General features: G+C 64.1%; 25 protein-coding genes and 4 pseudogenes. 10 read left to right on the top strand and 19 right to left on the bottom strand.

Features of this window, described 5'->3' with window-relative positions; translation table 11 throughout:
* Positions 1 to 60: 60 nt before the first annotated feature.
* Complete coding sequence (locus QFZ69_RS01220; RefSeq protein WP_306915033.1) at positions 61 to 618, top strand: TetR/AcrR family transcriptional regulator; 558 nt, start codon at positions 61 to 63, stop codon at positions 616 to 618.
* A 389-nt stretch (positions 619 to 1,007) separates the two neighbouring features.
* Here the strand turns inward: QFZ69_RS01220 and QFZ69_RS23210 are convergent, their stop codons facing one another.
* Complete coding sequence (locus tag QFZ69_RS23210) at positions 1,008 to 1,532, bottom strand: amidohydrolase family protein (RefSeq protein WP_306915035.1); 525 nt, start codon at positions 1,530 to 1,532, stop codon at positions 1,008 to 1,010.
* On the opposite strand from QFZ69_RS23210, the gene QFZ69_RS01225 reads away from it, so the two are divergent.
* Complete coding sequence (locus QFZ69_RS01225; RefSeq protein WP_306919727.1) at positions 1,480 to 1,815, top strand: hypothetical protein; 336 nt, start codon at positions 1,480 to 1,482, stop codon at positions 1,813 to 1,815. The genes QFZ69_RS23210 and QFZ69_RS01225 overlap by 53 nt on opposite strands.
* Before the next feature lie 131 nt (positions 1,816 to 1,946).
* Positions 1,947 to 3,164, top strand: a complete 1,218-nt coding sequence (locus QFZ69_RS01230) for an IS110 family transposase (RefSeq protein WP_306915037.1) — start codon at positions 1,947 to 1,949, stop codon at positions 3,162 to 3,164.
* A 159-nt stretch (positions 3,165 to 3,323) separates the two neighbouring features.
* On the opposite strand, the pseudogene QFZ69_RS01235 reads toward QFZ69_RS01230, so the two are convergent.
* Both QFZ69_RS01235 and QFZ69_RS01240 read right to left on the bottom strand, forming a co-directional pair.
* Positions 3,324 to 4,151 (bottom strand): annotated as a pseudogene (locus tag QFZ69_RS01235) (IS481 family transposase); the annotation flags it as partial.
* A 153-nt stretch (positions 4,152 to 4,304) separates the two neighbouring features.
* Positions 4,305 to 4,853 carry a TetR/AcrR family transcriptional regulator gene (locus QFZ69_RS01240; RefSeq protein WP_306915039.1) on the bottom strand — a complete coding sequence of 183 codons (549 nt, stop codon included), beginning with the start codon at positions 4,851 to 4,853 and terminating at the stop codon, positions 4,305 to 4,307.
* Positions 4,854 to 4,955: 102 nt separating this feature from the next.
* On the opposite strand from QFZ69_RS01240, the gene QFZ69_RS01245 reads away from it, so the two are divergent.
* Positions 4,956 to 5,456, top strand: coding sequence for an HPP family protein (locus QFZ69_RS01245; protein WP_306915041.1), 501 nt, complete (start codon positions 4,956 to 4,958; stop codon positions 5,454 to 5,456).
* A gap of 41 nt (positions 5,457 to 5,497) precedes the next feature.
* Positions 5,498 to 5,626, top strand: a pseudogene (locus tag QFZ69_RS01250) (IS481 family transposase); the annotation flags it as partial.
* 116 nt (positions 5,627 to 5,742) lie between these two features.
* Here QFZ69_RS01250 and QFZ69_RS01255 read toward each other — a convergent pair.
* From QFZ69_RS01255 to bioB, 6 genes are all read right to left on the bottom strand, one after another.
* The gene (locus QFZ69_RS01255; protein ID WP_306915043.1) at positions 5,743 to 5,880 is read right to left on the bottom strand and encodes a hypothetical protein; all 138 of its coding nucleotides are present in this window, start codon (positions 5,878 to 5,880) and stop codon (positions 5,743 to 5,745) included.
* Positions 5,881 to 6,390: 510 nt separating this feature from the next.
* Positions 6,391 to 7,581, bottom strand: coding sequence for a cytochrome P450 (locus QFZ69_RS01260; RefSeq protein ID WP_306915045.1), 1,191 nt, complete (start codon positions 7,579 to 7,581; stop codon positions 6,391 to 6,393).
* Entirely contained in the window at positions 7,578 to 8,255 is a 678-nt protein-coding gene (bioD, locus tag QFZ69_RS01265) for a dethiobiotin synthase (RefSeq protein WP_306915047.1), read from the bottom strand. The genes QFZ69_RS01260 and bioD overlap by 4 nt, the downstream gene beginning before the upstream one ends.
* The gene (locus tag QFZ69_RS01270; protein ID WP_373461925.1) at positions 8,252 to 9,409 is read right to left on the bottom strand and encodes an 8-amino-7-oxononanoate synthase; all 1,158 of its coding nucleotides are present in this window, start codon (positions 9,407 to 9,409) and stop codon (positions 8,252 to 8,254) included. The genes bioD and QFZ69_RS01270 overlap by 4 nt, the downstream gene beginning before the upstream one ends.
* Before the next feature lie 8 nt (positions 9,410 to 9,417).
* On the bottom strand, positions 9,418 to 10,758 hold the full coding sequence (locus QFZ69_RS01275) for an adenosylmethionine--8-amino-7-oxononanoate transaminase (RefSeq protein ID WP_306915050.1): 1,341 nt from the start codon (positions 10,756 to 10,758) through the stop codon (positions 9,418 to 9,420).
* Between the two features lie 253 nt (positions 10,759 to 11,011).
* A complete protein-coding gene (gene bioB / locus QFZ69_RS01280) occupies positions 11,012 to 12,037 on the bottom strand; it encodes a biotin synthase BioB (protein ID WP_306915052.1) in 1,026 nt (341 codons plus the stop codon).
* A gap of 31 nt (positions 12,038 to 12,068) precedes the next feature.
* On the opposite strand from bioB, the gene QFZ69_RS01285 reads away from it, so the two are divergent.
* Positions 12,069 to 12,260: a hypothetical protein gene (locus tag QFZ69_RS01285; protein ID WP_306999865.1), complete on the top strand. Its 192-nt coding sequence runs from the start codon at positions 12,069 to 12,071 to the stop codon at positions 12,258 to 12,260.
* A gap of 250 nt (positions 12,261 to 12,510) precedes the next feature.
* On the top strand, positions 12,511 to 13,545 hold the full coding sequence (locus QFZ69_RS01290) for an AAA family ATPase (protein WP_306915056.1): 1,035 nt from the start codon (positions 12,511 to 12,513) through the stop codon (positions 13,543 to 13,545).
* On the opposite strand, the pseudogene QFZ69_RS01295 reads toward QFZ69_RS01290, so the two are convergent.
* Positions 13,541 to 13,823: pseudogene (locus QFZ69_RS01295) on the bottom strand (recombinase family protein); the annotation flags it as partial. The gene QFZ69_RS01290 and the pseudogene QFZ69_RS01295 overlap by 5 nt on opposite strands.
* Positions 13,824 to 14,189: 366 nt before the next feature.
* On the opposite strand from QFZ69_RS01295, the gene QFZ69_RS01300 reads away from it, so the two are divergent.
* Complete coding sequence (locus QFZ69_RS01300; protein WP_306915057.1) at positions 14,190 to 14,645, top strand: DUF998 domain-containing protein; 456 nt, start codon at positions 14,190 to 14,192, stop codon at positions 14,643 to 14,645.
* A gap of 417 nt (positions 14,646 to 15,062) precedes the next feature.
* Positions 15,063 to 15,296 carry a hypothetical protein gene (locus tag QFZ69_RS01305; RefSeq protein ID WP_306915060.1) on the top strand — a complete coding sequence of 78 codons (234 nt, stop codon included), beginning with the start codon at positions 15,063 to 15,065 and terminating at the stop codon, positions 15,294 to 15,296.
* Positions 15,297 to 15,593: 297 nt separating this feature from the next.
* Here QFZ69_RS01305 and QFZ69_RS01310 read toward each other — a convergent pair whose 3' ends face one another.
* The 6 genes from QFZ69_RS01310 to QFZ69_RS01335 form a co-directional block, all read right to left on the bottom strand.
* Entirely contained in the window at positions 15,594 to 16,964 is a 1,371-nt protein-coding gene (locus QFZ69_RS01310; protein WP_306919557.1) for a TrkH family potassium uptake protein, read from the bottom strand.
* Positions 16,965 to 17,038: 74 nt separating this feature from the next.
* The gene (locus QFZ69_RS01315) at positions 17,039 to 19,021 is read right to left on the bottom strand and encodes an amino acid transporter (protein ID WP_306915062.1); all 1,983 of its coding nucleotides are present in this window, start codon (positions 19,019 to 19,021) and stop codon (positions 17,039 to 17,041) included.
* A gap of 173 nt (positions 19,022 to 19,194) precedes the next feature.
* The gene (locus QFZ69_RS01320) at positions 19,195 to 19,866 is read right to left on the bottom strand and encodes a response regulator (protein WP_306915064.1); all 672 of its coding nucleotides are present in this window, start codon (positions 19,864 to 19,866) and stop codon (positions 19,195 to 19,197) included.
* Positions 19,844 to 21,370: a DUF4118 domain-containing protein gene (locus QFZ69_RS01325; protein WP_306915066.1), complete on the bottom strand. Its 1,527-nt coding sequence runs from the start codon at positions 21,368 to 21,370 to the stop codon at positions 19,844 to 19,846. The genes QFZ69_RS01320 and QFZ69_RS01325 overlap by 23 nt, the downstream gene beginning before the upstream one ends.
* Before the next feature lie 251 nt (positions 21,371 to 21,621).
* Positions 21,622 to 22,140 carry a DUF6262 family protein gene (locus tag QFZ69_RS01330; protein WP_306915068.1) on the bottom strand — a complete coding sequence of 173 codons (519 nt, stop codon included), beginning with the start codon at positions 22,138 to 22,140 and terminating at the stop codon, positions 21,622 to 21,624.
* A 44-nt stretch (positions 22,141 to 22,184) separates the two neighbouring features.
* Positions 22,185 to 22,454 carry a hypothetical protein gene (locus QFZ69_RS01335; protein WP_306915069.1) on the bottom strand — a complete coding sequence of 90 codons (270 nt, stop codon included), beginning with the start codon at positions 22,452 to 22,454 and terminating at the stop codon, positions 22,185 to 22,187.
* 180 nt (positions 22,455 to 22,634) lie between these two features.
* Here QFZ69_RS01335 and QFZ69_RS01340 point away from each other — a divergent pair.
* Positions 22,635 to 23,131, top strand: a pseudogene (locus QFZ69_RS01340) (PDDEXK nuclease domain-containing protein); the annotation flags it as partial.
* 49 nt (positions 23,132 to 23,180) lie between these two features.
* Here QFZ69_RS01340 and QFZ69_RS01345 read toward each other — a convergent pair.
* From QFZ69_RS01345 to QFZ69_RS01355, 3 genes are read right to left on the bottom strand one after another with little or no spacing between them, the layout of a single operon-like run.
* On the bottom strand, positions 23,181 to 24,203 hold the full coding sequence (locus QFZ69_RS01345; RefSeq protein ID WP_306915071.1) for a site-specific integrase: 1,023 nt from the start codon (positions 24,201 to 24,203) through the stop codon (positions 23,181 to 23,183).
* A complete protein-coding gene (locus tag QFZ69_RS01350) occupies positions 24,200 to 25,189 on the bottom strand; it encodes a tyrosine-type recombinase/integrase (RefSeq protein WP_306919558.1) in 990 nt (329 codons plus the stop codon). Before QFZ69_RS01350 ends, QFZ69_RS01345 begins: the two co-directional genes overlap by 4 nt.
* Complete coding sequence (locus tag QFZ69_RS01355; RefSeq protein WP_306915073.1) at positions 25,176 to 26,441, bottom strand: tyrosine-type recombinase/integrase; 1,266 nt, start codon at positions 26,439 to 26,441, stop codon at positions 25,176 to 25,178. Before QFZ69_RS01355 ends, QFZ69_RS01350 begins: the two co-directional genes overlap by 14 nt.
* Positions 26,442 to 26,471: the final 30 nt, after the last annotated feature.

Below are 26,471 nucleotides of genomic sequence, written 5' to 3' on the forward strand. Positions count from 1 at the left end.
GCAATACTATACCGTCCAGACGGTATAGTAAAGTTCAGCATCCGCAGTATCATTGCTTGCATGGCCAGTTCCAGGGAGCGAATCCTCGACAGTTTTGAAGACATCCTCATCAGGGACGGCGAGCGGGCGGCAACCATGGAAAATGTTGCGGCTGCGGCCGATGTGTCCAAGGGTGGACTGCTCTACCATTTTCCGTCCAAGGAATCCTTAGTGGATGGGCTGGGCGAAAGGTTGGACTCGCTCTCCGCACGGGACCTTGAATCGATGGCGGCTGACCCGGAGGGCCCGGCGCGATATTACGTGCGCACATCGATGTATGAGAACAGCCCGTTGGACCGGGCCCTGGTGGCGATGGCGCGCCTGGCGCAGCAGGGCCATCCCAAGGCGCAGGCCAGTTTCAGCCTGATTCAGGAACTGTGGCTCACAGCTCTGGAGGAGCAACTCGGCAGCCGAAGTGTTGCCCGGGCAGTGAAGCTCATGGGGGATGGCCTCTACTATGATGCGGCGTTCTTCGCTGGCGTAGGGGCCGGACGCCTAACCGCAAGCGAACTGCAGGACGTCCTCAAAATGGTGGACCTGGTGGTCCGCGAGGGCCGCCGGGTGGCGGGGCACGGATAGACGTGCCGAGGTAGTAGGGCTTTCCGGCGGCCGTCCCCTCGTCGATTCGGTCAATGCATTCTCTGGCCGCATGCGCTGGATCTTCGATCTCGTTTATAGCCGCAGCAATGATCGCCGACGCAACGGCACTCTGGAGCTCCGCAGGTGGGTCGACGATGAAACCGGGACCTCCCGAGTTGCGAGAAACGGGAGGCCCCGGCGGCTGAGGTGCCCGCTCCGAGGCGGGATTGAGCGGAACGATGGGCAGCATGCTGCCAATCAGTCCGTCTCAGGTCCGCTGCAGTAGTCGCAGAAGGCATCGCATTCAATGGCAGCTTCTTGTCTGCCCGCGGTAGTGGGAACGTTGGCACTGTCCATCCGGCGGCCCAAATCTTCCTTCTTGCGTCACATCAGATGTTTACCCTGTTAGTGCGACGCCGCAATGCCAGCATTACGTTGCATCGGCCTTCGTTCCGGGCCGGGATACTCACCGGCGGGGCGGGGCGCGGCTCGTCCGTGTCGTTAAGTACCACGACGTCGCCATCAACGACGGTGAGCACCACCTGGGTCGTTGCGAAGTCATCCGGAGCGTCCCGCAGCGGATTGCGGCGGAACACACTGAGATCGGCCCGCGCGCCTGGTTCTATCAGGCCACCTGGTTCACCCACCGATTTCCAGTACTGGCTTGTGTATCCTTCAAGCGCGGCCCGCGCAGTGAGAGCCTGCTGCGGTTGCACCGGCGCGACGTCGGGACGGCCGGGTGGCCGGCGCGTTTGTGCTGAGGCGATGATGGACCTCGGGTCAAACGGTGCGATTGGCCAGTCCGAGCCGAGAGCAACGATCGCTCCCGCATCGCGAAGGTCCCGGGTACGCCAGGCGTGGTTGGCTCGTTCGGTCCCGAGCCTGCGGCCGCTGAAAGATGCGTGGCTGATCACCTCAGAGCACTGGCAGAACCTGCTGTGCGACAGCGACGCCGGGTGCTGCCTGCCCGAACCGCTGGAATCCATCACCGACGGGCACCTGAACGCAGAACTGATATTCCGTGGGAGCAGCTACCAAAAGGAACCCGGCACCACCTACCCGCCGTCTACCGGTCCAGCGGACACCGCCGAGCAGATCCGCGAAGCCCTGCCCGGAGTATTCGCCGGGGAGCTGTGGTGCGAGCCCATCAAGGGGAGACCTCCCTCTAAATTGCCGAGCCTTCGAGCTCTTGATTAAGACTGAGGCCCTCTGGATGAGCCGGTGTCACGAACGGCTAGTGAGATGGCGGACCAACGAGTCCTGGAATTAGGTCGCCGCGTGCCCCGAACAGGCTCACTCATGACAGGGAGAAGAGTTAGGAGCAGGAATTGAACGTGTACTGCGGCCTCGACTGGGCCGAAAATCACCATGACATCGCGCTCGTCAATGAAGCCGGCGAGCTATTGGCAAAACAACGCATCAACGATGACGCCGCAGGCTACAAGATCCTGCTGGATCTGCTCGTTGCCCACGGCGACACCCCTCAGGCCCCGATTCCAATAGCAATCGAGACCAGCCACGGACTCCTCGTAGCCACCCTGCGAACAGGAACACGCCAGGTCTACGCCGTGAACCCGCTCTCAGCCGCTCGATATCGGGACCGGCACGCAGTTTCCGGCAAGAAATCCGACCACGGCGACGCGCTCGTCCTGGCCAATATCCTGCGCACCGACATGGCTGCCCATCGGCCTCTGCCGCAGGAGAGCGAACTGGCCCGGGCCATCACTGTCCTCGCCCGAGCTCAACAAGACGCGGTCTGGGCACGGCAGCAAATAGCCAACCAAGTCCGCTCGCTCCTGCGCTACTACTACCCCGCAGCCCTACAGGCGTTCCTTGGCAAGCAGAATGGCCTCACCCGAGAGGATGCACGCATCATCCTGACCATTGCTCCCACCCCGGCCAGGGCAGCGAAACTCACGACCACGCAACTGCAGTCAGCCCTTCGCCGATCAGGCCGCAGCAGGGGAATCGAGGCAGAAGCAGCCCGACTCAAAGAGATATTCCGCGATAACTACGCCCGACACCCCCAGCCCGTCGAGGACGCTATGGGCCTGCAATTATCAGCCCTGCTGCTGCAACTTGACGCCGCATGCACGGCAGCAGACCGGCTCGCCCAGGCCGTGGAAGAGGCATTCCTGCAGCACCCAGACGCAAAAATTCTCCTGAGCTTCCCAGGCTTAGGTGTCCAACTCGGAGCACGAATACTGGCCGAGGTCGGCGACGACCCCACTCGATTCGTTGACGCCCGAGCGCTGAAGGCCTACGCCGGATCAGCCCCGATCACGCGCGCATCTGGGAAAAAGACCTACATCGGCCGACGATACGTCAAAAACCACCGGCTGATGCACGCAGGATTCCTCTGGGACTTCGCCTCCCTCAAATGCTCCACAGGCGCCAACGGACACTACCGACGGCGCCGGGCAGCCGGCGACTGGCACGCAGCTGCCCAACGCAACCTCTTCAACCGATTCCTCGGCCAGCTCTATTACTGCCTTCAGAGCCGGAATCTATTCGACGAGCACCAGGCCTTCGCGTCTGCCGCCTGACCAGAACCTCATCAAACAACCCAAGACTCTTCAACGGCCGGGATCGGTCGTGATGCTGTGCTGCCGCACTGAGCCTACGACTCGCTCACGGCTACCCATCTTCCTGACGCTAAGGTCCAGGCCCAGCAGGTAGCATGGGAATGTCTTTTTTGCCGAGGGAGCGTAGGCCCATTCGTCGAGCATGGTGCGGTTGAACCGCTCAACCTTGCCGTTGGTCTGGGGGCGATAGGGGCGCGTGCGTTTGTGCTTGATGTCCGCACCGAGAGCCTGGGCGAAGACGCGGGAGCGGTAGCAGGAGCCGTTATCTGTCAAGACCCGGCTCACCGTGATCCCGGCGGCGTTGAAGGCAGCGTTTGCCCGTTCCCAGAAGCCGGCGGCGGTTTCTTTCTTCTCGTCAGAGAGGATCTCGGTGTAGGCAAAGCGGGAGTGGTCGTCGACTGCGTTATGCAGGTAAGCGTAGCCGGGCCTGCGGTTGGCGTTTGTGCCGGTCTTGTTCCGGTTCCCCGCGGCCCGGCCGGTCACGCGGTGTCCGCCGCCGTCAGGAATCCGGCCGAGTTTCTTGATGTCCACGTGGACCATGTCCCCGGGGTTCTGGTGCTCGTAGCGGCGGATCACCCTGCCCGTGGCCCGGTCCAGCCACGACAGCCTGGCAAGCCGGTACCGGGAGAGGACCTTGTGCACGGTGGACGGGTGGATACCGAGCAGGTAACCGATCCTCGCCGGCCCCCAGCGGCGGTTGACCCGCAGCGCGATGATTCGTCGTTCCCGCCGGGCAGGAGTGCGGCGCGGGGACCGGGACGGCCGGCTGGAGAGGTCCTCCATGCCGTCTTCGCCCAGCTCCCGGTAGCGGCTGGCCCAGCGTGCCGCGGTCGGGACGGGGACCTGCAAACGTTCTGCAGCCCGACGTAACGGCCAGCCGTCCTCGACAATGCACTTTGCCAGCTCGATCCGTCCCCTGCGGGCGAGAAAAGCATTAGGGTGGGACATTGAAGACCTCCGTTTGTGGAATTGGACTCTAGACAAGCCCCACTCCACTCGGAGGTCTTCTTCATGTCACCACACCACACCGATCGTCACTAACGTCTGTGGTTAATACACCTAGTTGTTGCTGGCCAGAAGGTTGTTGAAGATGGGCCCGCGTCAGGCTCTCAGCAACCGACATGCCGCATCCTTGGCCTGCGCGGCGGCGTCGGCATTCCCTGAGATCCCGGCGGTCACCATGCATCCCTCGATCAGGAGGAAGATCCCATCGGCCACAGCTTGCGACGCTCCCGCCTCAGTCACGACGTCGTTCACGTAAGTTCGTAGCCGCGTCTTGTGCCGCCGTACCGCCTCTGCGACGTCTGGTGATGTTCCGCCGAGTTCGCCAAACGCGTTGATCCACGCGCATCCGCGATGCCCTTCGCCTGCAAGCCAGCCTGAGAGCCAATCGAAGATCGCCAGCACTCGGCTCTCCGGCTGTGTTTCGCGGCCGACTCGCTCCGCGAGCGAGATGTGCCATCGTTCGTCGCGTCGATCGAGCATTGCGACCGCGACCGCGTTCTTGCCCTTGAACAGTGAGTAGATGCGCTTGAGAGGCAGATCAGAGGCGGCACGAAGGGCATCCATCCCGACAGATTGATACCCGCGTTCGTAGAAGAGTTCCTCTGCAGCATCCAGCAGCTGGTCGACGTCGGGGCGAGGCGTCATGACTGGTCACCAGTCCTTCGAGTTTGCATTGAGAACGATCGTTCTCTAGTCTATCAGAACAGCAGAGAACGACCGTTCTCACCTACTTCAAGGAGTACACCCATGACCGTTGACACGAAGCCGATCCTGGCCAGCAAAGCCCCCGCGCGCCCAGCTGCGCCTATCCTGCTGGTGGCGACACTCACCTCGACTGCAGCCCTCACGGCCCTCGTCGGTCTGGGAGTCCTGTCGGGGCACCTGTTGCTCATCCCGCCGATGGCAGCGAGCATGGCGCTCGTCGCCGGCGCGCCGTCATTGCCGCTGTCCCAGCCGCGTCACGTCATCGGTGGACAGGTGATCTCCGCGATCGTCGGCGTCACGGTCGGATTGGTGAGCCATTCGCTCTGGGCCGCGGCTATCGCAGGCGGTCTCGCCCTCGGAGCGATGCTACTGACGCGTACGTCGCACTCTCCGGCCGCCGCAACCGCCGTTATCGGAGCGATGACGGCGGACCAGCAACTCTCCTTCGTCGTCTGCGCCGGGCTTGCCGCCGTCGTTCTCGTGCTGTTCGGGCTGATCCGCTCCACTCTCAAGCGCACGGCGTATCCCGTGTACTGGTGGTGAGCGCGATCGCGCTCACTACCAGTAACAGGCGAGCTGGCTGAATGACGCACCGGAACGCGCCGTTGACAGTCGAGGGGCGTCGCCGCCTCATCCAGCGCTGCCGCACTCGCCCGATGTCACACGTCGCCGCAAAGATGGGCATCTCCCGCGCAACCGCATCGAAGTGGGTTTGCTGGTGTGTACTTCCTTGCCACGGGTGGTGCCGCCGCGTCCTGCGGGTTCGGCCATCTGTTGATCCTGCTCGCCGCTGTGGCGCGGGCGGTCCATGTGACCGGGATGCACAGGACTAAAAGCCGACCCACTGGTAGAACGCTTCAGAACTCATGGGAGACGCACGGTCCTCGGCCGTCGCCCAGCCCCGGATGATTGCAACGACGGTGGCCACCAGTATTAGTGCGGCGATGAAAACTGCGCGAGGTTTCATAACCGAAGCCTAGATTTGGCATGTGGTCCAATTGAGACGCAGCCGCAGTTGCCCCATTAGGCGGTCCTCAAGCAGAAACTCCTCCACCTGACCTGAGACGTTGGAACCTGACCAGGCAAGGCATCCCGCAAGACCAGTCCGACAAATCGTCCCAGGAGGGAGCCCTGTATGAGCACTGCGTTGAACGATTTGTCCGCGGAACAAGGTCCTGTCCTCGCTTGGGGTAAGACACCTCAGTCCAGGCAGTCTCATGAAGGATTGAACATGCTCAGTTGAGGCTGGTCCGGAAATCGCCGTCTTAGCGGTGCTGCGTCACGTTGGCATAGTCAGCGGCAGGACTGGCACTTGACCCTTGGCACCGTGAGATGTCTAATTCCGCGCGTTGGTCCTGGAATCCGGACCCGTGCTGTTGAGGGTGCGCACGAAGCCGGTCCCTGGTGGTCGGTTACGCCGCTGGCGGTGCGACCTTGAATTCCGCCGATTTCGTTCCTCTCAGCAAAGTCAGTCCGGTCAGAGTGGCTGGTCCATCACCGTCACAGCCCGAGGGGCTTGAAATGACAGGAGCCGGATCCAGTCTGGATTCACGTCCCGTAGCTGTATTCGCGAAAGTGCTGCGGCGGTTTCCTGGACAATGATGGCGGCCTCGAGTTCTGCCAGTTTGGCACCGAGGCAGCGGTGGATGCCCGAGCCAAAAACCAGGCCGTATGCGGTCGGTGGTATGTGCTGGGCCTCTTGGGTTCGGGGAGAGGAGCCTCGGGTTTCGGCTGGTACCGTGACGTGGTTGCCGCTCAGTTCGAGGAGGATTTCTGTGCCAGCAGGGATCGGGGCGCCCTCAAGGCTCGTGTCATGGGCTGCCAAGCGGCGCCAGGTCGGGACGGATGATTCGGTGGCGAGAACGTGCCGGACCGTGCTCCTGGAGCCTTCTTCGGATGCGGCGTCCTTCCAGCCCACTGGGTTGGATCCTTCCAGGAGGCGGAACAGGGTGGTGCTGATCAGCTGGGTGGTTGTTTCCTGTCCTGCAATGAGCAGGAAATAGCCGAGCGAGCAGATTTCGGGGGTTGACAGGCCGTGTTCAGCCAGAGATTTGAAGAGGTTGCGTCCCGGTGCCGTCATGGATTCTGCGACGAGTTTGCGCAGCCAGAGGTAGAACTCCGCCGCGCTGTGGGCCAGCTCGAGTTGCCGGGCTCCGTCGGGCCAACCCCAGAACAACTCCATGGAGTCAAGACTCCACCGTTTGAGGTCTGCAAGGTCCCGTACGGGCAGCCCGAGGAGTTCGAGCATGACGATTGCCGGCGGAAACGCCGCCACCGTTTGGACGAGGTCCACATGAGCGGACCTCGCGAGCTGGCCCGCAGCGTTCCTTGCCGCTTCCTGTGCCAGTTCCCGGATCCGCGGCTCCATGGCCGCGACTGTGGCGGGCGTGAAAAAACCCGCCACGATCTTGCGGATCCCGGCGTGCGTGTCGGTGTCGTTGCTGGCCAGCACGGGAGGCAACGCAAAGCGAACGCGCTGCAGCACGCGCAGGGCCGGTCCTGCCAGGGGTGTCACCGCGACCAGCGCATTGGCTGGGCTGAAATCGCCCGGCCGGTGCAGGACTTGCCGGACCATATCCGGGTCACGCACCACCATGTACGGGCATTGGGCCTGTCCAAGGCTTTCCGTCTGCGGCTCCGCGGATCTGGTTGCTGGTGGCGGGTTCATGCGGGCAGGCCGTTCAGCCACGCCGCCGCTTCGGCACGGAAATCCGCGGGGCTCAGTTCCGAGGCGTGCCCGGGGAGGGCGCCGAGCAAGGGCACCGACAGCGATCCGAGCACCTGTCGGTTGCTATGGTGCACGACGTCGGGGTTGGCTGGCCAGCTTCCCAGCACTACGCCGAGGACCTGAAGGTCCCGTGTTTGCAGCGCTTCGAGGGTCAGGGCGGTGTGGTTCAGGGTGCCGAGGTCCGGCCGGGCGACGAGCACAAATGCCGCTGCCAGGAGTGAGCCGAGGTCCGCGAGGGTGCAGCCGTCGGAATCCAGCTCCACCAGCAGGCCGCCTGCGCCCTCCACCAGGACGTGGTCGTGGGACGCGGCGAGCTCGCGGACCCTCCCGGCGTGCGCAGCCACCCGGGGCAGCGGTGTTTTATCGATGGCGGCTGCCGCTACCGGCGCCAATGGCTCCTGCAGAACCACCCCGGTTTCTGCTGTCACATCGCCGGCGAGCCGGATGATTTCGGCTGTGTCGGAATCGCCGGCGGCAGCTCCTGACTGGCAGGGCTTGTAAACCGCGACGCTGCGCCCTTTTTCGTGGAGAGCGGCGGCGAGGGCCGCCGTTGTGATGGTCTTGCCGACGCCGGTGTCCGTTCCGGTGATCATGATGACATCGGTCAGGTTCATGGAAGTTCCTCCAAAATGCTGCGCAGTACTGCGCAGCTGTCTTCGATTTCCTTGGGTGTAAGGGTGGCCCGGGCGGTGAGCCGCAGCCGCGAAATCCCGTCCGGAACGGACGGGGGCCGGAAGCAGCCGATCCGAACGCCGGCGGTGCGCGCAGCCCCGGTGGCTGCCAGGGCCGATTCGGCCGACGGCATGGCGATGGACTGGACCCCCCCCGCCCCGTGCTCGACCTCAGCGCCGCGGGCCGCAAGGGCCGGGGCGAGTCCGGCGGCAAGGGCAGCAGCGTTAGTTCGGACGGACCCGGCCCGCCAGGGTTCCTCGCGGATGATCCGCACCCCGGCGAGGGCCGCGGCGGCGGACGCGGGCGCCAGGCCGGTGTCGAAGATAAAGCTTCGGGCACGGTTGATGAGGTGCTCCCGGAGCAGGGGGGATCCTAGGACCGCCCCGCCCTGGCTGCCCAGGGCCTTGGACAGCGTCGCGGTCACGATCACGTTCGGATGCCCGGCGAGGGCTGTTCCGGCTACCGAGCCGCGGCCCTGAAAGGTGCCGGCGCCGGTGACTCCCAGGCTGTGCGCCTCGTCGATGAGCAGCACCGCGTCGTGCTGCTCCGCCAAGGCCAGCAGACCCGCGAGCGGGGCTTCGTCGCCGAGGACGCTGTAGAGGGATTCGACGGCGATGAGCGCGCGCGGCTCCGGTCGGCCGGCCAGCAGACGGCCGGCGTCCTCCACTCTGTTGTGGGTGAACGATTCGGTGCGGGAGCGGCTGAGCCGGAATCCGTCGATCATCGAGGCGTGGCAGTGTTCATCCGCGACGATCAGGGTCCCCGGACCGCCCAGCCCCGTGATCACACCCATGTTCGCCAGATAGCCGGAGGAGAATACCAGCGCTGTCTCCATACCGGCCAGCATGGCCAGTTCCTGCTCGAGGTCCAGGTGCAGCCGGGTCGTTCCGGCGACCAGCCGCGAGGACGTGGCTCCCGCACCCCACATTGAAGCGGCCGCCGCGGCGGCGTCCGCAAGCCGCTGATCCGTTGCGAGGCCCAGATAGTCGTTGCTGGCCAGGTCGATGAACTGTTCGTCCGCGGCGCGGGGGAGCGGGCGGCGGACCAGACCACGGCGGTCCCGGACGGAAGCCTGCCGTTCAAGCCACCGGGTCATCGAGGTGCTCATGCTGCGTCTCCGGAGCGTTCCGGGCCGCGTTCGCTGACTTCGGTGACGGCAGCCGTCATGCCTGCGGTGATCTGTTCGATGTCCGCCGCGGTGCTGACGTACGGGGGCATGGTGTAGACGACGTTCCGGAAAGGGCGCACCCAGACCCCCTGCCGGATGGCAGCCCGGGTGACGGCGGGGACGTCGACGGCGTCATGGAGTTCGATGACTCCGACGGCGCCGACGGTGCGGACCTCTGCCACGGACTCAAGTCCCCGGGCGGCGGCGAGCCCGGATGCCAGGCCCGTGCCGATCCGGGCGACGTCGGCGCGCCAGACACCGTCGTCGATGATGCCCAGGCTTGCGTTGGCCACCGCACAGGCCAGCGGGTTGCCCATGAAGGTGGGGCCGTGCAGCAGCGCACCTGCTGGCCCGTTGGACACGGCACCAGCGACGTCTGCGGTGCAGAGCATGGCGGCCAGGGTCAGGTACCCGCCGGTCAGGGCCTTGCCCACGCACATGATGTCCGGGACCACGCCGGCATGGTCGGCGGCGAACAGCTCGCCGGTGCGGCCAAAGCCGGTGGCGATCTCATCGAAGATGAGCAGCAGCCCGTGCCGGTCAGCCACGTGTCGCAGTACTGTCAGGCATTCGGCAGGGTAGGGATACATGCCCCCGGCGCCCTGGAGGATAGGTTCGACGATGATCGCAGCCAGCTCCCCGGAACGCGCTGCCGCGATGCACTTGAGCTCGGAGGCCCACGCCTGGATCGTTTCCGGGGTTGCGGACGCCGCGGCCGGGGGCCGGGGAGCAAACACGTTGCCGCCCAGCAAACCGGGGAAATCCGCGTGCATCCCGTCCACAGGGTCACAGACCCCCATGGCCGCAAAGGTGTCACCGTGATATCCACCGCGGATGCTCAGGAACCGCTGCCGCTGCGGGTGGCCGGACGCGGTCTGGAACTGCACCGCCAGCTTCAGCGCGACCTCCACCGCAATCGAACCCGAGTCCGCGAGGAACACCCGGTCCAATCGGGACCGCCCGGGCGCAGAAGGGGCCATATCCACCAGCCGCTCGGCCAATCCCACCGCCGGAGCATGGGTGAGTCCACCGAACATCACATGGCTGAAATCATCGAGTTGCCGCTTCGCGGCCGCGTCCAGTACCGGGTGGCGATAGCCGTGGATCGCCGACCACCACGAGGACATGGCATCAACGACTTCATGGCGTGTGCCGTCTTCGCTGCGGAGACGCAACCGCACACCGTCGGCCGCCTCGACCTCCCACAACGGGAGGTTAGGGGACGCGGGGGCGTACGGGTGCCACAGGCGTGCGCGGTCCCGCTGAATCAGGCTCATCGGAGCCGCAACCTGCGTCATCGGATGAGCACCCCGTGGCGGGAACATTCTGCGCTCCAGCCGGTCGGCGTGACCTGGACCTTCATCCGTCTCCTGCAGTGGGCGCAATAGCGTGGCGGTTCTAGCGTCAGCAGCTCGACGCAGCGCCGGTGTTTGTCCGCCGCCGGAAGGCCGACGTCGTCGGGCTCTCCGCAGTGTCCGCAGAATGGGCCGTTGCTCGAGCCGGTCCGGACCCCGGCTGCCGGGACCGTGTTCATAGTGACTTCTGGAATTCCTTGATGGGCATGTTCAGCTCGACCAGCAGGTTCAGGTCCGCGTCGGCGGCCCGGCCCAGCGTGGTCAGGTAGTTCCCGACGATGACGGCGTTGATGCCGCCGAGCAGGCCGTCGCGGGTACCGAGATCACCGAGGGTCAGTTCGCGGCCGCCGGCGTAGCGCAGCACGGTCCGTGGCATGGCCAGACGGAACGCAGCGATCGCGCGGAGGGCGTCCTTTCCGTCCATGATCCCCTGGTTTTCGAGAGGGGTCCCGGGCCGGGGGTTCAGGAAGTTCAGCGGGACCTCGTGGGGTTCGAGGGCGGCGAGCTGGGCGGCGAGTTCGGCCCGCTGTTCGAGGGATTCGCCCATGCCGATCAGGGCGCCGCAGCAGAGCTCCATGCCGGCGGCCTTGACCATGTTGCAGGTCTCGAGACGCTCCTCGTAGCTGTGCGTGGTGACCACCTCGGAAAAATAGCTGCGCGCTGTTTCCAGATTGTGGTTGTAGCGGTGCACCCCCCAGGCGGCGAGCTGGTCCACCTGGTGCTGGGTCAGCATGCCCAAGGAGCAGGCGATGTTGATCTCCACGGCTTCGTTAATGCGGTCTATTGCGAACTTGATCTGGTTCATCAGTTTGATGTCGGGTCCACGGACGGCGGCCACGATGCAGAATTCGGTGGCACCGGTCGCTGCCGTTTCTTTTGCCGCCTTGACCAGTTCGGGAATGTCCAGCCACACCCCCCGGACGGGGGAATCGAACAGCCCCGACTGGCTGCAGAAGTGGCAGTCCTCGGGGCACCCGCCGGTCTTGATGGAGATGATGCCTTCGACCTCGACGTCCTCACCGCAGTGCCTCAGACGCACCTCGTGGGCCAGCTGCAGCGCCGCCGGAAGGGCTTCATCGGGCAGGCGCAACACCTCCAGCAGTTGGCCCTGCGTCAGCCCGCGTCCTTCTTCAAGGACCTGCTCTCGGGCTGTTTCGAGAATCTCGTACCGGGTAATCGCCGGATGTGCCGGAATCGTCATTGATCGTCCTTTGCGCTGCCTGGTTGCGGGTATGCCAACCTACGTCGAAGGGGACACCTCCACGCACTGGTTCCGCTCCCAAGACGCCTGCTTCGAAGCGATCACGGCCGAGGTGTTCTTCCACTGGAAATGCGGCCAGTCCGACGGCCCGGACAGCCTCCCCGCCACAGCCGCCGGTCTGCCGGACCAGGACCGGAAACCCTACCCCGGCTGGACCAGCTAAAAGCTACTGAGGTGTCCCGGCCACAAACCGGCAGGGACACCGGAGCGGCACGCCAATATCCGTTGACAACATCATTGAGATTCCTGCGGATCGTACGTGCCCGCTCCACCGGCTCAACCATCCTGCGCGGCCAGTGCCCGCATTATCCAACGGAGACTGCCTGTACCGCGTGACTACTACGACCAAAAGGGAGTTGATACTGGTGAGGCCAACCCCACCCCGGTCGGGAATCCAGTACTACAGTGGATGCATGGCTGCCAGCCGCAATCCACTCGACGACCTGCGCGAAACCATCGGCCATCTCGCCGATCAGCTCAAGCTGCCCAGTTCGGAGCGCGTCGACGACCTGCTCGGCGATCTCATCGGTGCGAGGCCCGGGCCGGCCCGGCCGCTGTCCGAGGTGCAGGCCGAGCTCGACGCGCTGGTCGGACTGGAGACCGTGAAGGAACAGGTGCGGGCGCTCGTCGCACTGCTCCAAGTCCAGGCCCGCCGTAAGGCGCACGGCCTGCCGGAGGTGGCCACATCACAGCATCTGGTGTTCCTCGGAAACCCGGGCACGGGCAAGACCACTGTGGCGCGGCTCTTGGCCGAGATGTACCGCGCGGTCGGTCTGCTGCAGAAAGGCCACCTGGTCGAGGTCGACCGTTCGGGCCTGGTGGGGCAGTACGTCGGCGCGACCGCCATCAAGACGGACCGGGTGATCCGGCGTGCGCTGGACGGCGTCCTGTTCATCGACGAGGCCTACGCGCTGGCCCCGGAGGACGGCCGAATGGACTTCGGCCCCGAGGCGATCGAGGTCCTGCTTAAGCGGATGGAGGACCACCGCCACCGCCTGGTCGTGATCGTGGCCGGGTACCCGCGGCTGATGGAGTCCTTCTTGCTCTCGAACCCCGGACTGCGCTCCCGGTTCGCCCGCGAGATCACGTTCCCCGACTACTCCGTCGACGCGCTCCAGACGATCTTCCACCAGATGCTGGCCCAGCACGAGTACACGCTGGAGCCGGGTGCGGACCAGATGCTGCGCCGCATCCTCACCGGGCTCCACGCGGGCGAGGACTCCGGCAACGCACGGTTCGCCCGCACGCTGTTCGAGCAGGCGCTCAACCGCCAGGCGCTGCGGCTCTCGCTCGACGAGGAACAAAGTCTCGACGCGCTTGATCGTGAGGCCGTCATGACGCTCACCGCGGACGACATCGTCGAGGCCGCACTGGCCTTGGGCGAGGAACCGGAGCCGGAACCGACGCCGGAACCGGAGCGGTCACGCTGGTGGCGCTGGCTGGGTTGAGAACGCGCAGGCCCGCGCCTTTTGCCCTAAGTTCGCGGCGAAGGCGAGCATGTTCTGGGTCGAACGTCCGAGCCTGTCCAGCGTCGTGATGACCAGGGTGTCGCCATCGATCAGCGCGTCGAGGGCCTGATCGAACTGCGGCGTGAAGTTCGAGCCCCAGACACCCCGTGATCCACATACAGGTCATCGCGGACGCCGGCGGCAAGAAGATCAGCCTGCTGCCGGTCAGTGGACTGCTGTCGCGTCGAAACACGTGCGTACCCGATCAGCTTCATCATGACGCCTCTCAATGTGTCTCGTAACTAACAATGCATACGCCGATTCAAGCAGGTGGTTTCGATACATGGTTACGAGAATTGTCGGCTATCGACGAAGGCTTGGCACTGCACTGAATTCAGGGACGGCCGCCAGAGCCGCAGGCTGGTCCAGAGAGACGTCTCGTATCCAAAGGGATATGAGACGGTACCCAGCGGTGATCGTGGTGGTCCTTGATTCAGGACCACGGACGGGGCCCATCGCGCGTCACCGCTTCTCAACAATCCAGACCGCCTCAATCACAGCTAGGCTTCACCTTGTGGTGTCAGGTTGTGGCTCGCAGAGTCGTGGCCCGGGAGTGGCGGGTTGAAGTGGCCTCCGCTGCCGGCATGATCGGGTCTGTCCTTTTTGTGGCCGCCTTCACCATTCCGACGTGGTTGTACCCTGGCTATTCTTGGGCGGCGATGTTTGTCAGCGAACTGTCGCTTGGCCCCCATGGATGGATCCAGGTCCTGAACTTCGTGCTGACAGGCGCGTTCATGCTGGTGTTCGGCGACGGCCTTCGCCCTCATTTCAGCGCCGGCGCGGCTTCCCGGGCCGGTCCGGCGCTTGTTCAGTGCATGGGCGCGAGTCTCATGCTGTCTGGACCCTTCACAACCGACCCGTCGGTGATGGTGGGCCAAATCACGGCGCACGGTGTCGTGCATGGCGTTTTCGGGGCGCTCTTCTTTCGTTCGCACCCCTATGCTGCTTCGTCTTCTACCGGCGTTTCCGCACTGACCCGAGTTGGGGCCCGTTCGCGGGATGGACACTGTCCGCCGGTGTTCTCCTCTGCCTCGGGATAGTGATCCTCAGTATCAGTCAGCAGCCCGGGACCGGGCTCTTCGAGTGGAAGGGCCTGGTGCAGCGCGTCTTCCTGATCACATTCATGACCTGGATGTTTGCGTTCGCGTTCCGCCTTCGTCACCACCACCGGGACGGGAATCATCGGCCAGAAGCCCTGTCGTGAAGCAAGACAACCCCAGGCGCCCCATCTTTGACCCGGCTAAGGGTATGCGAGTGAGTCAGACCAGGCGGCCGTGGTCCTTGCATTGACGGGAGCCCGTGCCTGCCGGAGGATTTGCGTGGCGGGTGTTCTAACATTCTTTGTTGGGGGAACATCCGTCCGGGAACTGGCTGCGGTTTCAAATCTGCGTGGGGGAGTCAACTCCCGTCTTGCGGAAGCTGTATGCACACGACTTCGTGGGTGCGACACTGCATTAATGAGCATCTCCGAGTGGTGGCCACTGGTCCAGGCGGAAACCCGCAACTGGCTCATTGAGCACAACGGCGAGCCGCTGCCCCAGCCTGTTATGGCCGACATCCTCGCGGTTGCAGGCGGCACGGCTGATTCTGCGTGGTGGGTTGGCGGATCAGCGGACGGTCCCCTGCTTTCCGACGAGGCTGTGGACTGGATCGAGGCTGTCGCCAATGACGAGGAGCCGACTGCCGGCTGAAATCGTCGCCCCGATGACGGACACGCAACTTTTGAGGATCATGGGCGATCCCAGAGGTCCGGCGGTGCTCATTTCCGGCTTGTCGGATGAAGAACTAACCCGACTGATGGATGCTCTTTATCGAAACCTTGATACTCGCGCGCCGGAACCGGGAGCAATTTTTTGGTACGAAGTATGCGGGGAAGAAAGCCGCCGCAGGGTGAATTGAGTTGCGACATGCCGACCCTGCAGCCGGGCACCGGTGAATGTACCCGCACCGCGCAAAGACGCCCGTTCACTGTACCGAGCAGGACGGTGCTACCCGATGATGGGGCGTTCTTCGGGGAGGCGGTAGAACCGGGGGCGTGCTGAGAGGGCGAGGGCTGAGGCGACGGCGACGGTGCCGATACGGCCGGTGAACATGAGGGCCATGAGGACCCATTCTGCGGACGGGGGCAGGTTGTAGGTGATGCCGGTGCTCAGCCCGACGGTCGCGAAGGCGGAGATGGATTCGAAGAGCACCTTTTCGAGGCTGTAGTCGGTGAACATGAGCAGAAGCATGGTTCCGGAGACCACGGCGGCGATGCCGAGCAGGGCGACGGACAGGGCCTGGCGTTGCGAGGAGGAGCTGATGGAGCGGTGGGCGATGGTGACCTGGTCCCGGCCGCGCACTTCGTTCCAGATGGCAAAGCCCAGGACGAGGAAGGTGGTGATTTTGATGCCGCCGGCGGTGCCGGCGCTGCCGCCGCCGATGAACATCAGGATGTTGGTAATCATGAGTGTTTCCGGTGCCGCGGCGCCGTAATCGATGCTGTTGAACCCGGCGGTGCGGGGGAAGACTCCGCCGGCGAACGAACCGAGGAGTTTCCCGGTGAGGGAGAGCTGGCCGAGGGTTTCGTTCCTGTTCCATTCGAAGGCCGCGAACAGTGCTGTTCCGGCGGCCAGGAGGAAGAGTGTTCCGTAGATGGTCAGGCGCAGGTGGGTGGTCCAGTTTTTGGGTTTGAGTTCGCCGCGGGTGAGTTGGATGATGACGGGGAACCCGAGTCCGCCGGCGATGATGGCCAGGCAGATGGGGGTGATGATCCAGGGGTCTTCGGCCAGGCCGATCAGATTGTCGCTGTAGAGGGAAAAACCTGCGTTGTTGAAGGCGGAGATCGCGTGAAAGATGCCGTGCCAGAGCGCGGTGGCGGGGTTCTGGTCGTAGGCGATGCAGAACCTTATGGTGAGGATCAGGGCTGTTGTGGCTTCGAAGCCGAGCATAATTTTGGCTACCCGGATCAGGACGGTGCGGATGTCGCCGAGGTTCAGGGTGTGGGTTTCCGTTTGGGCGACGAGTTGGCCGCGCAGACCGATGCTTTTGCGGACCAGCAGCGCCAGGAGCGTTGCCAGGGTCATGATCCCGAATCCGCCGGCCTGGATGAGCCCGAGGATGATGCCTTGACCGAAGGGTGTCCAGAACGTTGCGGTGTCCACGGTGATCAGGCCGGTGACACAGACGGCCGAGACTGAGGTGAACAGGGCCGGCATGAACGCGTCAGCGCCTGGGGCGGTCCGCGACACGGGGAGCATCAGCAGGGCCGCCCCGATGATGATGACGAGCAGGAACGCCAGGGGAACGGCCCGGACGGGATGGGACATCACCTTGCGGATGATGTTTTCTTTCCTGCCGGCTTTGCCGTCGCGGAGCATCTTCTGGACCGCGGCGATGCTGAAGATGTCCGCGCCCGGGCTGCCGTTATGGGAGGGCGGGTCTTCTTTGCGGCTCACCCGACGTGGATGCCCGGGCGGCGGTCGGGGTCCGGCTCGTTTTCACGGATGATCTCCCGGACCACGGGGGCGGTATCGCCGCGTCCAAGGAGCAGGTAGCGCATGAGGTGGGCCAGAGGGTTTCCTTCAGACCATTCGAAGTAGGCGTGCGGGCGGATCCCGGTGGCATCACGCAGGGCCAGGAGGATAGCGGCGATGGCGTTGGGCGCTGCCGGGCTTTGGGCCCGCAGGACCCGGTGGCCGTCCACTTCAACGCCGTGGACTTGGAGGGTGTCGCTGAACTCGGAGGGGTCGGTGATGTCGATTTCGAGGAAGATGACATCTGCTGTGCCGGGGACGGGGTTGTTCTCCCGCTGGACGGCTTCCTTGTCCGCGTATTCGGCGCCGTCCCGGGCCTGTGGCCGGTTAGCGATGAGGTTTATCCGGCCGTCGAACTTCAGGGTGTCGCTGATGAAGCGGCGCGCATCATCGTCGAACTCAATCCTGTCCACCCGCAGCTCGGTAGTGCGGCTGACCCGGGAGACCAGGGAGACGGCGATGATGCCGAGGATGAAGAATCCGGAGATGGTGATGCCGTCCGGTTTTGCGATCACGTTGGCGGCCAGGGCGTAGAGCATCACTACGGTCAGAATTGTGAAGCCGATGGACGCGCGGCGTTGTTTTTTTCGGACGGCGGAGATGGTGACCGCGATGGCGCCGGAGACCATCATCGCCAGGATTCCGGTGGCGTAGGCGCCGGCCTGGGCGTTGACGTCGGCGTTGAATCCGATGGTGATCAGGATACTGATGGCGGTGTAGACCAGGACCACGGGCCGGACGGCGCGGGACCAGTCCGGGGCCATGCCGTAGGAGGGTAGGTAGCGGGGGACGATGTTGATCAGACCGGCCATCGCGGAGGCCCCGGCAAACCAAAGGATGAGGACGCTGCTGATGTCGTACACGGACCCGAAGCCGTTGCCCAGGTGTTCGTGGGCCAGGAAGGCCAGTGCGCGGCCGTTGGCTTCGCCGCCTGCCTGGAACTCCTCGGCGGGGATAAGCACGGTGGTCACGAAGCTGCTGCCCAGCAGGTAGACGCTCATGATCAGTGCGGCTGCGGTCAGGAGTTTGCGGGTGTTTTTGATCCGGCTGGCGAGTTTTTCCTCGGGGGTGGTGCCTTTGGCTGCGACCAGGGGCATCATGCTGACGCCGGTTTCGAATCCGGACAGGCCCAGGACCAGCAGGGGGAAAGCGACCAGGGCCGGGCCGATGATTCCGGTGAAGCCGCCTCCGGAGGAGGTCAGGGCCTCGGTCCAGGTGGTGAAGGCGCCGGGGGTGGAGAAGATGTCGATGATTCCGGTGCCGATGATGATGGCGTTCATCAGCAGGAAGACGGCAACGAGGGGGATCGCGACGGCGACGGCTTCGGAGAAGCCCATCAGGAACACTCCGCCCAGGATCAGGAGCAGGACCACGGTGATCGGCACGGCCTGGCCTTCGAGGAAGGGCGGCAGGTAGGGGTTTTCGAGCAGGTGCACTGTCGCGTCAGCCGCGGAAAGGGTGATGGTGATGATCCAGGAGGTCGCGACGAAGCCGAGCAGGACCAGTACGAAGATCTTTCCCTGCCAGAACGGCAGGAGCCGTTCGAGCATCGCCACGGACCCTTGCCCGTGGGGGCTTTCCTTGGCCACCCGCCGGTACATCGGGAGCATCCCGAGCAGTGTCAGTGCCACGATCAGCAGCGTCGCCAGCGGTGACAGTGCCCCGGCGGCCAAGGCAGCGATGCCGGGCAGGTAGGACAGGGTGGAGAAGTAGTCGACCCCGGTCAGGCACATGACCTTCCACCAGCTCTGCTGGGTGGCATGGGTTTCGGTGGTTTCAGGCCCGACGGGCTGGTTGACCCGGTGTTCGAGCAGCCACCGAACCAACCCGTTCGCGGGTACGGTTTCCCGTTCGGGGTTCGGAACGGTGGCAGGGATGGAAAACTGGGCGGAGGCCGTCAAGGACGTGTCTTTCTTTACTGCCTGAACAGGCACAACAGTCCCCGTTTCAGGCGCGACGCTGTGCTGATAACCACCGGAGCGTAGCACCGGGCAAAGCCTGTCAACGCGGCGTTTCCGCGGATCTTAATGCTTTCTTAACGCCCTCGGCCGCAGCCGAAGCTCAGTGCTTGGGCCTATTCCTGGAAGCGGTATCCCAGTCCGGACTCGGTCAGCAGGTGCCGCGGGTTCGCCGCGTCTGTTTCCAGCTTTCGCCGCAACTGTGCGAGGTAGACCCGCAGGTAGCCTGTCTCCTCGGCGTAGGCCGGTCCCCACACCTGTCTGAGGATCTCCTCGTGCGTGACCAGGGCGCCGCTGTTCCTGACCAGCAGCTCCAGGATGTTCCATTCAGTGGGAGTCAGACGGACAGGAACTCCGCGGCGCGTTACCTGCTTGGCGGGGAGGTTGACGGTGAAGGCTTCGGTTTCGATGACGGGGACGTCCCCGGATGATCCTCTCCGCAGGGCTGCCCGGAGGCGGGCCAGGAGTTCATCCATCCCGAAGGGCTTGGTTACGTAATCGTCAGCGCCCGCGTCCAGGGCCTGAATTTTGTCATCGGAACCGTGCCGTGCTGACAGGACCACAATAGGAACTTCGTTCCAACGCCGGAGCCTGCGGATCACTTCAACCCCGTCCAGGTCAGGAAGCCCAAGGTCAAGGATGATGACGTCCACCGGATGCTGTGCTGCCTGTTCCAGAGCATCGTGACCGTTGAACGCGGTCACCGTCGAGTAGCCCCTGGCGGTCAGATTGATCTGCAGGGCTCGGAGGATCTGAACTTCGTCGTCAACGATCAGTACTGATGCCATGGAGTCCTTTCGTACCGGAGGACGGCGCTACGCCCGTGGAGAGCGGCAGCCGGACCACCATGGTCAGCCCCCCGCCAGGGGTGGGCTCCGCCAGGAGGACCCCGCCCATGGCTTCGGTGAACCCTTTTGCCACGGCAAGACCAAGACCGATCCCTGTTCCGGGGGTGGTGTCATCAGCGCGTTGGAAGGGCCGGAACATTGCCAATACCTTGTCAGCTGGAATGCCCGAGCCGTGATCGACGACGGTGAGTTCACTGGCGGGGACATCCCCAATTCTTGCACTGCCGGCACCGCCAACGGCTCCGGCGATCACGACATCGGAGTCGGGGGCATACTTCAGGGCGTTTTCAACCAGGTTGGCAATGACCCTCTCCAGCATTCCGGGGTCGGCGTCGACTGGGGGCATGTTGTCAGGCAGCAGCACGCGGAGCCGCTCGGAGTCCGTGCCGCGGAGCGCTTCGCCTACCAGGTCGGCCCAATAGACGGGACGGATCAGGGGTGCGACCGAGTCAGCGGTAATCCTGGACATATCCAAAAGGTTGCTGACCAGACGGTCCAGTCTGTCTGCGCCGGACTCCACGGTGGCGAGAAGTTCTTCCTGCTCCTCAGCGCTGAAGGTGATGGTCTTATCACGCAGGCTGCTGGAGGCGAGCTTGATGCCGGCCAGCGGAGTGCGGAGATCATGGGACACCGCCCGCAGAATGGATGTCCGCATGGTGTTGCCTTCGGCAAGGCGAAGGTTTTCGCGCTGGCTCGCGGTGAGCTCTTCGCGCTGGACCATGGCCAGCAGATGTGCAGCGAAGGCGGCCAGCAGCCGCCGTTCATCCTGAGTCAGTTCCTTTCCGGTGAGTGTGAGCATCCGGTCCCCGTCCAGCTGCTCCACAGTTTCAGCCTCTGATACGTCACCCGGTTGGGGTTCGCCAGAGGATTCCTGAAGCTCCCATACCACGATCTTGCCCGGGCCGGTCTCCCGTTTGGCCCATAAACCAGCTCCCTTCACCTGGAAATGTTCCCGGACTTTATCCAGGAATGCGGGGATACTGTTTCCTTCGGCGACTGCCCTTCGGCTCAAATCACTGAGGACGGCCGCTTCCGCGCCGGCAATGCGGGCTTCCTTGCTGAGCTTGGCCGACCGGTCCACTACCAGTGACACGGCCACCGCCACCAGGACAAAGATCAGCAACGCCAGGACATTCTCGGGATCAATCACCGACAGTGAGCCCACAGGCCGGACACTGAAGTAATTCACGATCAGCCCCGCGAAGACGGCCGCCAGCACTGCGGGCCAGAGCCCCCCGAGCAGCGCGACCCCAACAATGCCGGTGAGGTGTACCAGCATGTCCGTTGACAGCTGGTCGTGGGGCAGAAGGTCCAGGAGGAACTGCAGGAGCGGGGGGAGCCCCAGCGCGAGAATAAATGCCGGTATCTCCCGGCGCCGCCCCAGCCTCGGAGGCGTGCGCCCCTCGCGGTCCCCAAGAAAGATACGCAGATTACCTCGTGCCATGGCTCTATTGTTCCCCTCCGCCCGAAGCTCGACGCCCCGAAAGGCGTGAAGGGTTCCCCATCAAACTTGGTGTCTCGAAACCGTTCCGTCTCAAAACACTAGCGTTTCGAGACAAGCCGGCAGGACGCGACAGTCGATGTGTCTGTCCCGGCGGACCATATTCTGCGCTCTTGCGGGCAGCGAGGGCGACATAAATAGGCGGCCAAAGGACTTCCACGTATCGCTGCACTTTCACGGGCTGCTTAAGGACGCTATCTGCTCGTGTCGGTGTTCTGCTCCCGGATCATGCGCCGGAGGCTGGTTCGGGCCGCGGTGAGGTCGTTCTGTAGGGCCGTGATCTGGAGGTTCAGTTCGGTGTTCGATGCGCGGGCCTCCGCCAGCTCGCCGGCAAGGCGATTGAGCCGGTCGACCAGAGGGGCGGCGCTGAGGTTGTTTAGTTGGCGGTCGAGAGCCTGCCTGAGGCTTGCGCGCAGGTCCTCACGTTCGCGGCGGAGGACGCTGATCTCTTGACGGGCCATTGCCAGGTCGGTTCGGAGGGACTCGATTCCTGCCGGCTGGCTTGTGGTCTGGTTGGGCTGGCGTTGCTTGGTGATAGCCTCTTGGACCTGTTCTCGTGTGCCAGGTGAATAGACGAGCCAAGTCGAGACCTTCGCCCGGCGCGCGACCTTGACGAAGGTGATGGGATCGCCGTCAGCGAGCATTTCGCCGAGTTCCCGTGCGACAGCTGCGCGTTTCTCGCGGCTTTCCTTCTGCCGGGATTTCAACAGCACTTGGGCGGGTGTTCTGGGCGCGGGCTTCCCCGCCGCGTTCGTCGTCACGAGGTGTGTGTCCCGGTCTTGACAGTGAGGGGTAGCTGCGTTCGACCGCCGCCTCCGGCGCGTATGCGGCGTAGCAGGATACCGGCCTGCTCGACTTCCTGTCTCTCATCCTCTGGCAGGGCGTCCAGATGCTCCTTCATGCCGCCCAGGACGTGCCGGTAGCTCTCGATCTGGTCATCGAGATTTCGCAGCACGTAGGTGTCGACGTCCATCGCGGCCGCTGTCTCGCGGTCAGCCTTCAGCGAGCGGATGTGGTCCTCGATCACCGGTAGGTAGGACGGATCGGGGCGGTAAAAGCCGCAGCCTGAGCATTGGAACCGGATGGGGCAGCTTCCTCCGCCGGCCTTGACGTTAGACGGCTCGACGCAGTTACAAAACGGTGCCCCTACCGAACGCATCTCGTAAGCGGTGCTCGACGCGGTCGGCACGGCGAATCCGTGGCGGTCCTCACCGTGCTCCTGGACAAGGCCGAAACCCCGGAACAGCGTTCCGCGTACGCCTCCGCCGCCGTCGAGTACGGCTGGTCCCGGAACGTACTCATGAACATGATGATGAACAAAACCCTGGAACGCACCGGGGCAGCGCCCTCGAACTTTGTGCAACAGCTTGTTGCACCGGATTCAGAGCTGGCCCAGCAGGTCGCCAAAGACCCTACAACTTCGAATTCCTCGGACTCTCCGGAGAAGTCGCCGAACGCGATCTCGAGAACGCCCTGACCAGCCGGATCACCGAGACGCTGCGCGAACTGGGCCCCGGCTTCTCCTTCGTCGGACGGCAGGTCCACTTCGATGTCGACGGCGATGACTTGGATCTTCTGTTCTTCCACATCGAACAATCCCGCTATGTGGTCATCGAGCTCAAGACCGGCAAGTTCCAGCCCGAGTACGCCGGTTATGCCCAGCTGGACGTTATGCCGAAGTCTTCGTTCGTGCTGGCGTGTTGACGGCAGTCGCTGAAGGGGTTCTTGGCATAACGCCCCGCGGTGGTGGGGGTCAGCGTCCGAGGTTGGTCAGCCAGGTGAGGATGTCCTTGTCTTGGTGCCACAGGGGCATGGCATCGGGCGGGGTGAGGTTGGTGAAGGCGCTCTGGAGTGCCCGTCGCTTCATCTCGCCGTCGATTCGGGCGTAGATCTCGGTGGTCTTCAGATCGGCGTGGCCGAGGATGTCTCGGATGTAGACGAGGTTGACTCCGGCTTGAAGCAAATGCATCGCCTTGCTGTGCCTGAGGGTGTGTGGCGAAATCGTGACCGGCAATGCCACGGGGTTGGCTAACCTCGCGGCGGTTACGTGCTTATCGAGGATGTAGGCGATGCCGCTTCGGGTCATTTTCTTTCCGCCGCGGTTGGGAAACAGGTGCAGGGACCTGCTGGCGGGCCCGGTGAGACCAGCGCCGTCGGCGTAACGCTGGACCAGTGCGACTGTCGGAAGCATCAGCGGCACGATCCTGGTCTTGCCGCCTTTGCCGGTGAGTTTGACTGTTGCGGGAGGATCGGTCCGCAGGTCGCCGAGGGTCAGGTCGGCGATCTCCTGGACCCTGGCGCCGGTGTCGTAGATCAACGCCAGCATTGCGAGGTCGCGTCGCCCAGAGGTTCTGCTGGTATCGGGCTGGTCGAGGACCAGCCGGATCCCGTCGAGCGAGAGGTGGCGGGGTGGGGCGGTGGTGGTCTTCTTCTTTGGTATCGCCAGGACACGCTGGTACTGCCCGATCCGCTCGACGTCCCGGGCTTGCAGGTAGCGGCAGAACGAGCGGATCGCGGCCAGTCGCTGGTTGCGGGTCGTTGGGCCGCAGCCCCGCTCGGCCTCCAGCCAGGCCAGGAATCGTTCCACGAGGTCCCTGGTCAACAGCTCGCACGTCATGTGCTCGGGGGTAATGTTCTCGTGGACCTTGCAGTACCTGAGAAGCAAGGTGAATGAGTCTCGGTAGGACATGATTGTGTTCGTCGCTGAGCCGACCTCGCCGGGCAGGAACCGAGCGACGAACTCGCTGAGATAGTACTGGAATTCGTGGGTCGTCATTCGGGCTCACCTCCTGGGATCACGCGCGAGGCGATGGCACTCACAGCGGCAGTGACTTCGGGGAACATATCCGGGATCAGGCGGACGTACTGCCCGGTCGCCGCGACCGAGGCGTGGCCAAGGTAAGTGGCTAGTGTCGGCAGCGCCCAGTAGACATCAGCGCCTTGGTCGACCATGGCTTTGAGTGAGTAAACGGCGAAGGTGTGCCGCAGGTCGTGCACCCGTGGACCATGACCACGGCCGCCGTGCGAGATGCCTGCCGCCCACAGGGTCTTCCTGAACCATCTGTAGATGCTGTCGGGGGCCACGGGCCGGCCGTCCTTGTGGGTGAAGAACCATGTGTCGCGGTCGGCGGTGAATAGCCGCGGTGTGGTGGCGTCGTAGCGGCGCATGATGACGGCCATCGACGACGAGAGTGGGACGAGTCGGTCCTGGTCGTACTTCGCGTGGCGGATGGTCAGGCAGCAGTTGTCGAGATCGACGTCACATCGGGTCAGGTTCAGCGCCTCGGACACCCGCAGGCCGCACCCATACAAGAGCCTGAACAAGACCGGCAGCAGGACTGGCATGACCGAGGGTGCTTTGGCCTCGAGGCGGTCGCATGCTGCGAAGAGCTGGTCCAGCTCGCGTCGGGTGAACACGTATGGGGTGAACGATTCACGATCACGCCGACGGTTCGGGGTCTGCGGGAAAGCCACCGTGACGCCCTGTGCGGCTAGGTAGCTGAGGAACTGGTTGGTGTGCACGACCCGTTTGTGCTGGTTGCTGCGACGCTCGTTGGGCCGTCTATGGCACCACTGGTCGATCAGCTCCTGACTGATCGTCAGGTCGGTGTGGCCCGTGGACGCGATGAACCTGGACAGCGCCCTCAACGACTTGGGCACGTCGGCGTAGCTCAGGCCTTGTGCGCGCTTGTAACGGACGAAGCCGGCCATGTGGGCGGCGAAGACGGACTCGTAGTACGACGCCTGCTCATCGGCCCTCATCGTTCTCACCGCCCAGGCTGTCAAGGTACCCCTGGGAGAGGCCGGGCACATCCAGTCCGCAGCCCCGCAGCTGTCCCAGATCGATCTTCAGGTAGCCCGCAGTCGAGCCGGTGTCGGCGTGCCCGAGCGCCTCCGAGATCGCCGGTAGCGGCACCTTTTTCTCCAGCAGAGCCGAGGCAAGCGAGTGCCGCAGCGCGTGCGGACCGTGCTTCTTCCCCTGCGGGATCACAACCCCTGCCGCCTTCAATCGTGTATAGACGACGGCGTGGATCGAGATCGGCTGCATCGGTTCGCATGGTCCGTGCAACTTGAGGAACACGTAGTCGGAGTCCGAGTACGGCCTGGCATTGCGCAGGTAGTCAATGACGGCTTCGCCAAAGTCGTTGAGTAGGGGCAGTGCCAGGACCCGGCCGGTCTTCTGCTGGACGATCTCGATGGCGTCATGCTCCCACCTGAGGTTCGAGAACCGTAGTCCGGCGATATCGGAGGCCCGCAGCCCGAGCCTTGCCGCCAGCAGGATGAGCGCCAGATCCCGCTTTCCTCGAGGGTTGCCCCGGTCGATGGCGGCGACCAGCTGCTCCACTTCCTTGCGGGAGTAGGCCGAGGGGATCCTGGCCTTCTTCGTGTAGCGGATCCTGGGAACCAGCGGGCTCAGGTCCCGCGGGACCATGCCCTCCCCGTGCAGATAGCCCAGCACACTGTGCAGGACGCACACCGCGTTGTAGATCGTCGGCAGCTCATAGACCGCCAAGCTCTCGACGAACCCGTGAACATGAACCGGATCCAGCCCGGAGATGTCCTTTAGGTCAGCGTGATCCAAGAACGCCGCGAACCTCTCCAGGTAGGTGCTCGAGTTACGGATGTGCGCCGACGACATGCCCTTCGCCGCCATGCTGGCCACATACGCCTGGAACGGGGTGGCGGCCGCGCCGGTGAACACGAACTCCCGCCCGGGCCTGCGCAGCGTCAGCACGCCCGTACGTTTGAAGTCGCTCAGCAAGTAGATCGCCTTCATCCACCGATAGGAGGTCGCCTCGCTCAGCGGGTGCGAGCGGATGTGGAGCACGTCCTCTAAGAACTCCATGCCGTGCTCGACGCTGAAGGCACCCGCCGGCATCGCGCCCGAGTGCCCGCACAGCTTGTCCCACACGATGCGGTACTGCTCGATGACGGACGGCTTATAGTTCCGCCGCTCCATCTCAGCGATGATCGCCCCCACGAGATCGGCCACCGTGACAATCTGGTTCTCCATTGCAGCCCTCCAACCTTGAGTTGTGGCGCT

The organism is Arthrobacter sp. V1I7, from assembly GCF_030817015.1.
In the GTDB taxonomy this organism is placed as follows: Bacteria; Actinomycetota; Actinomycetes; order Actinomycetales; family Micrococcaceae; genus Arthrobacter.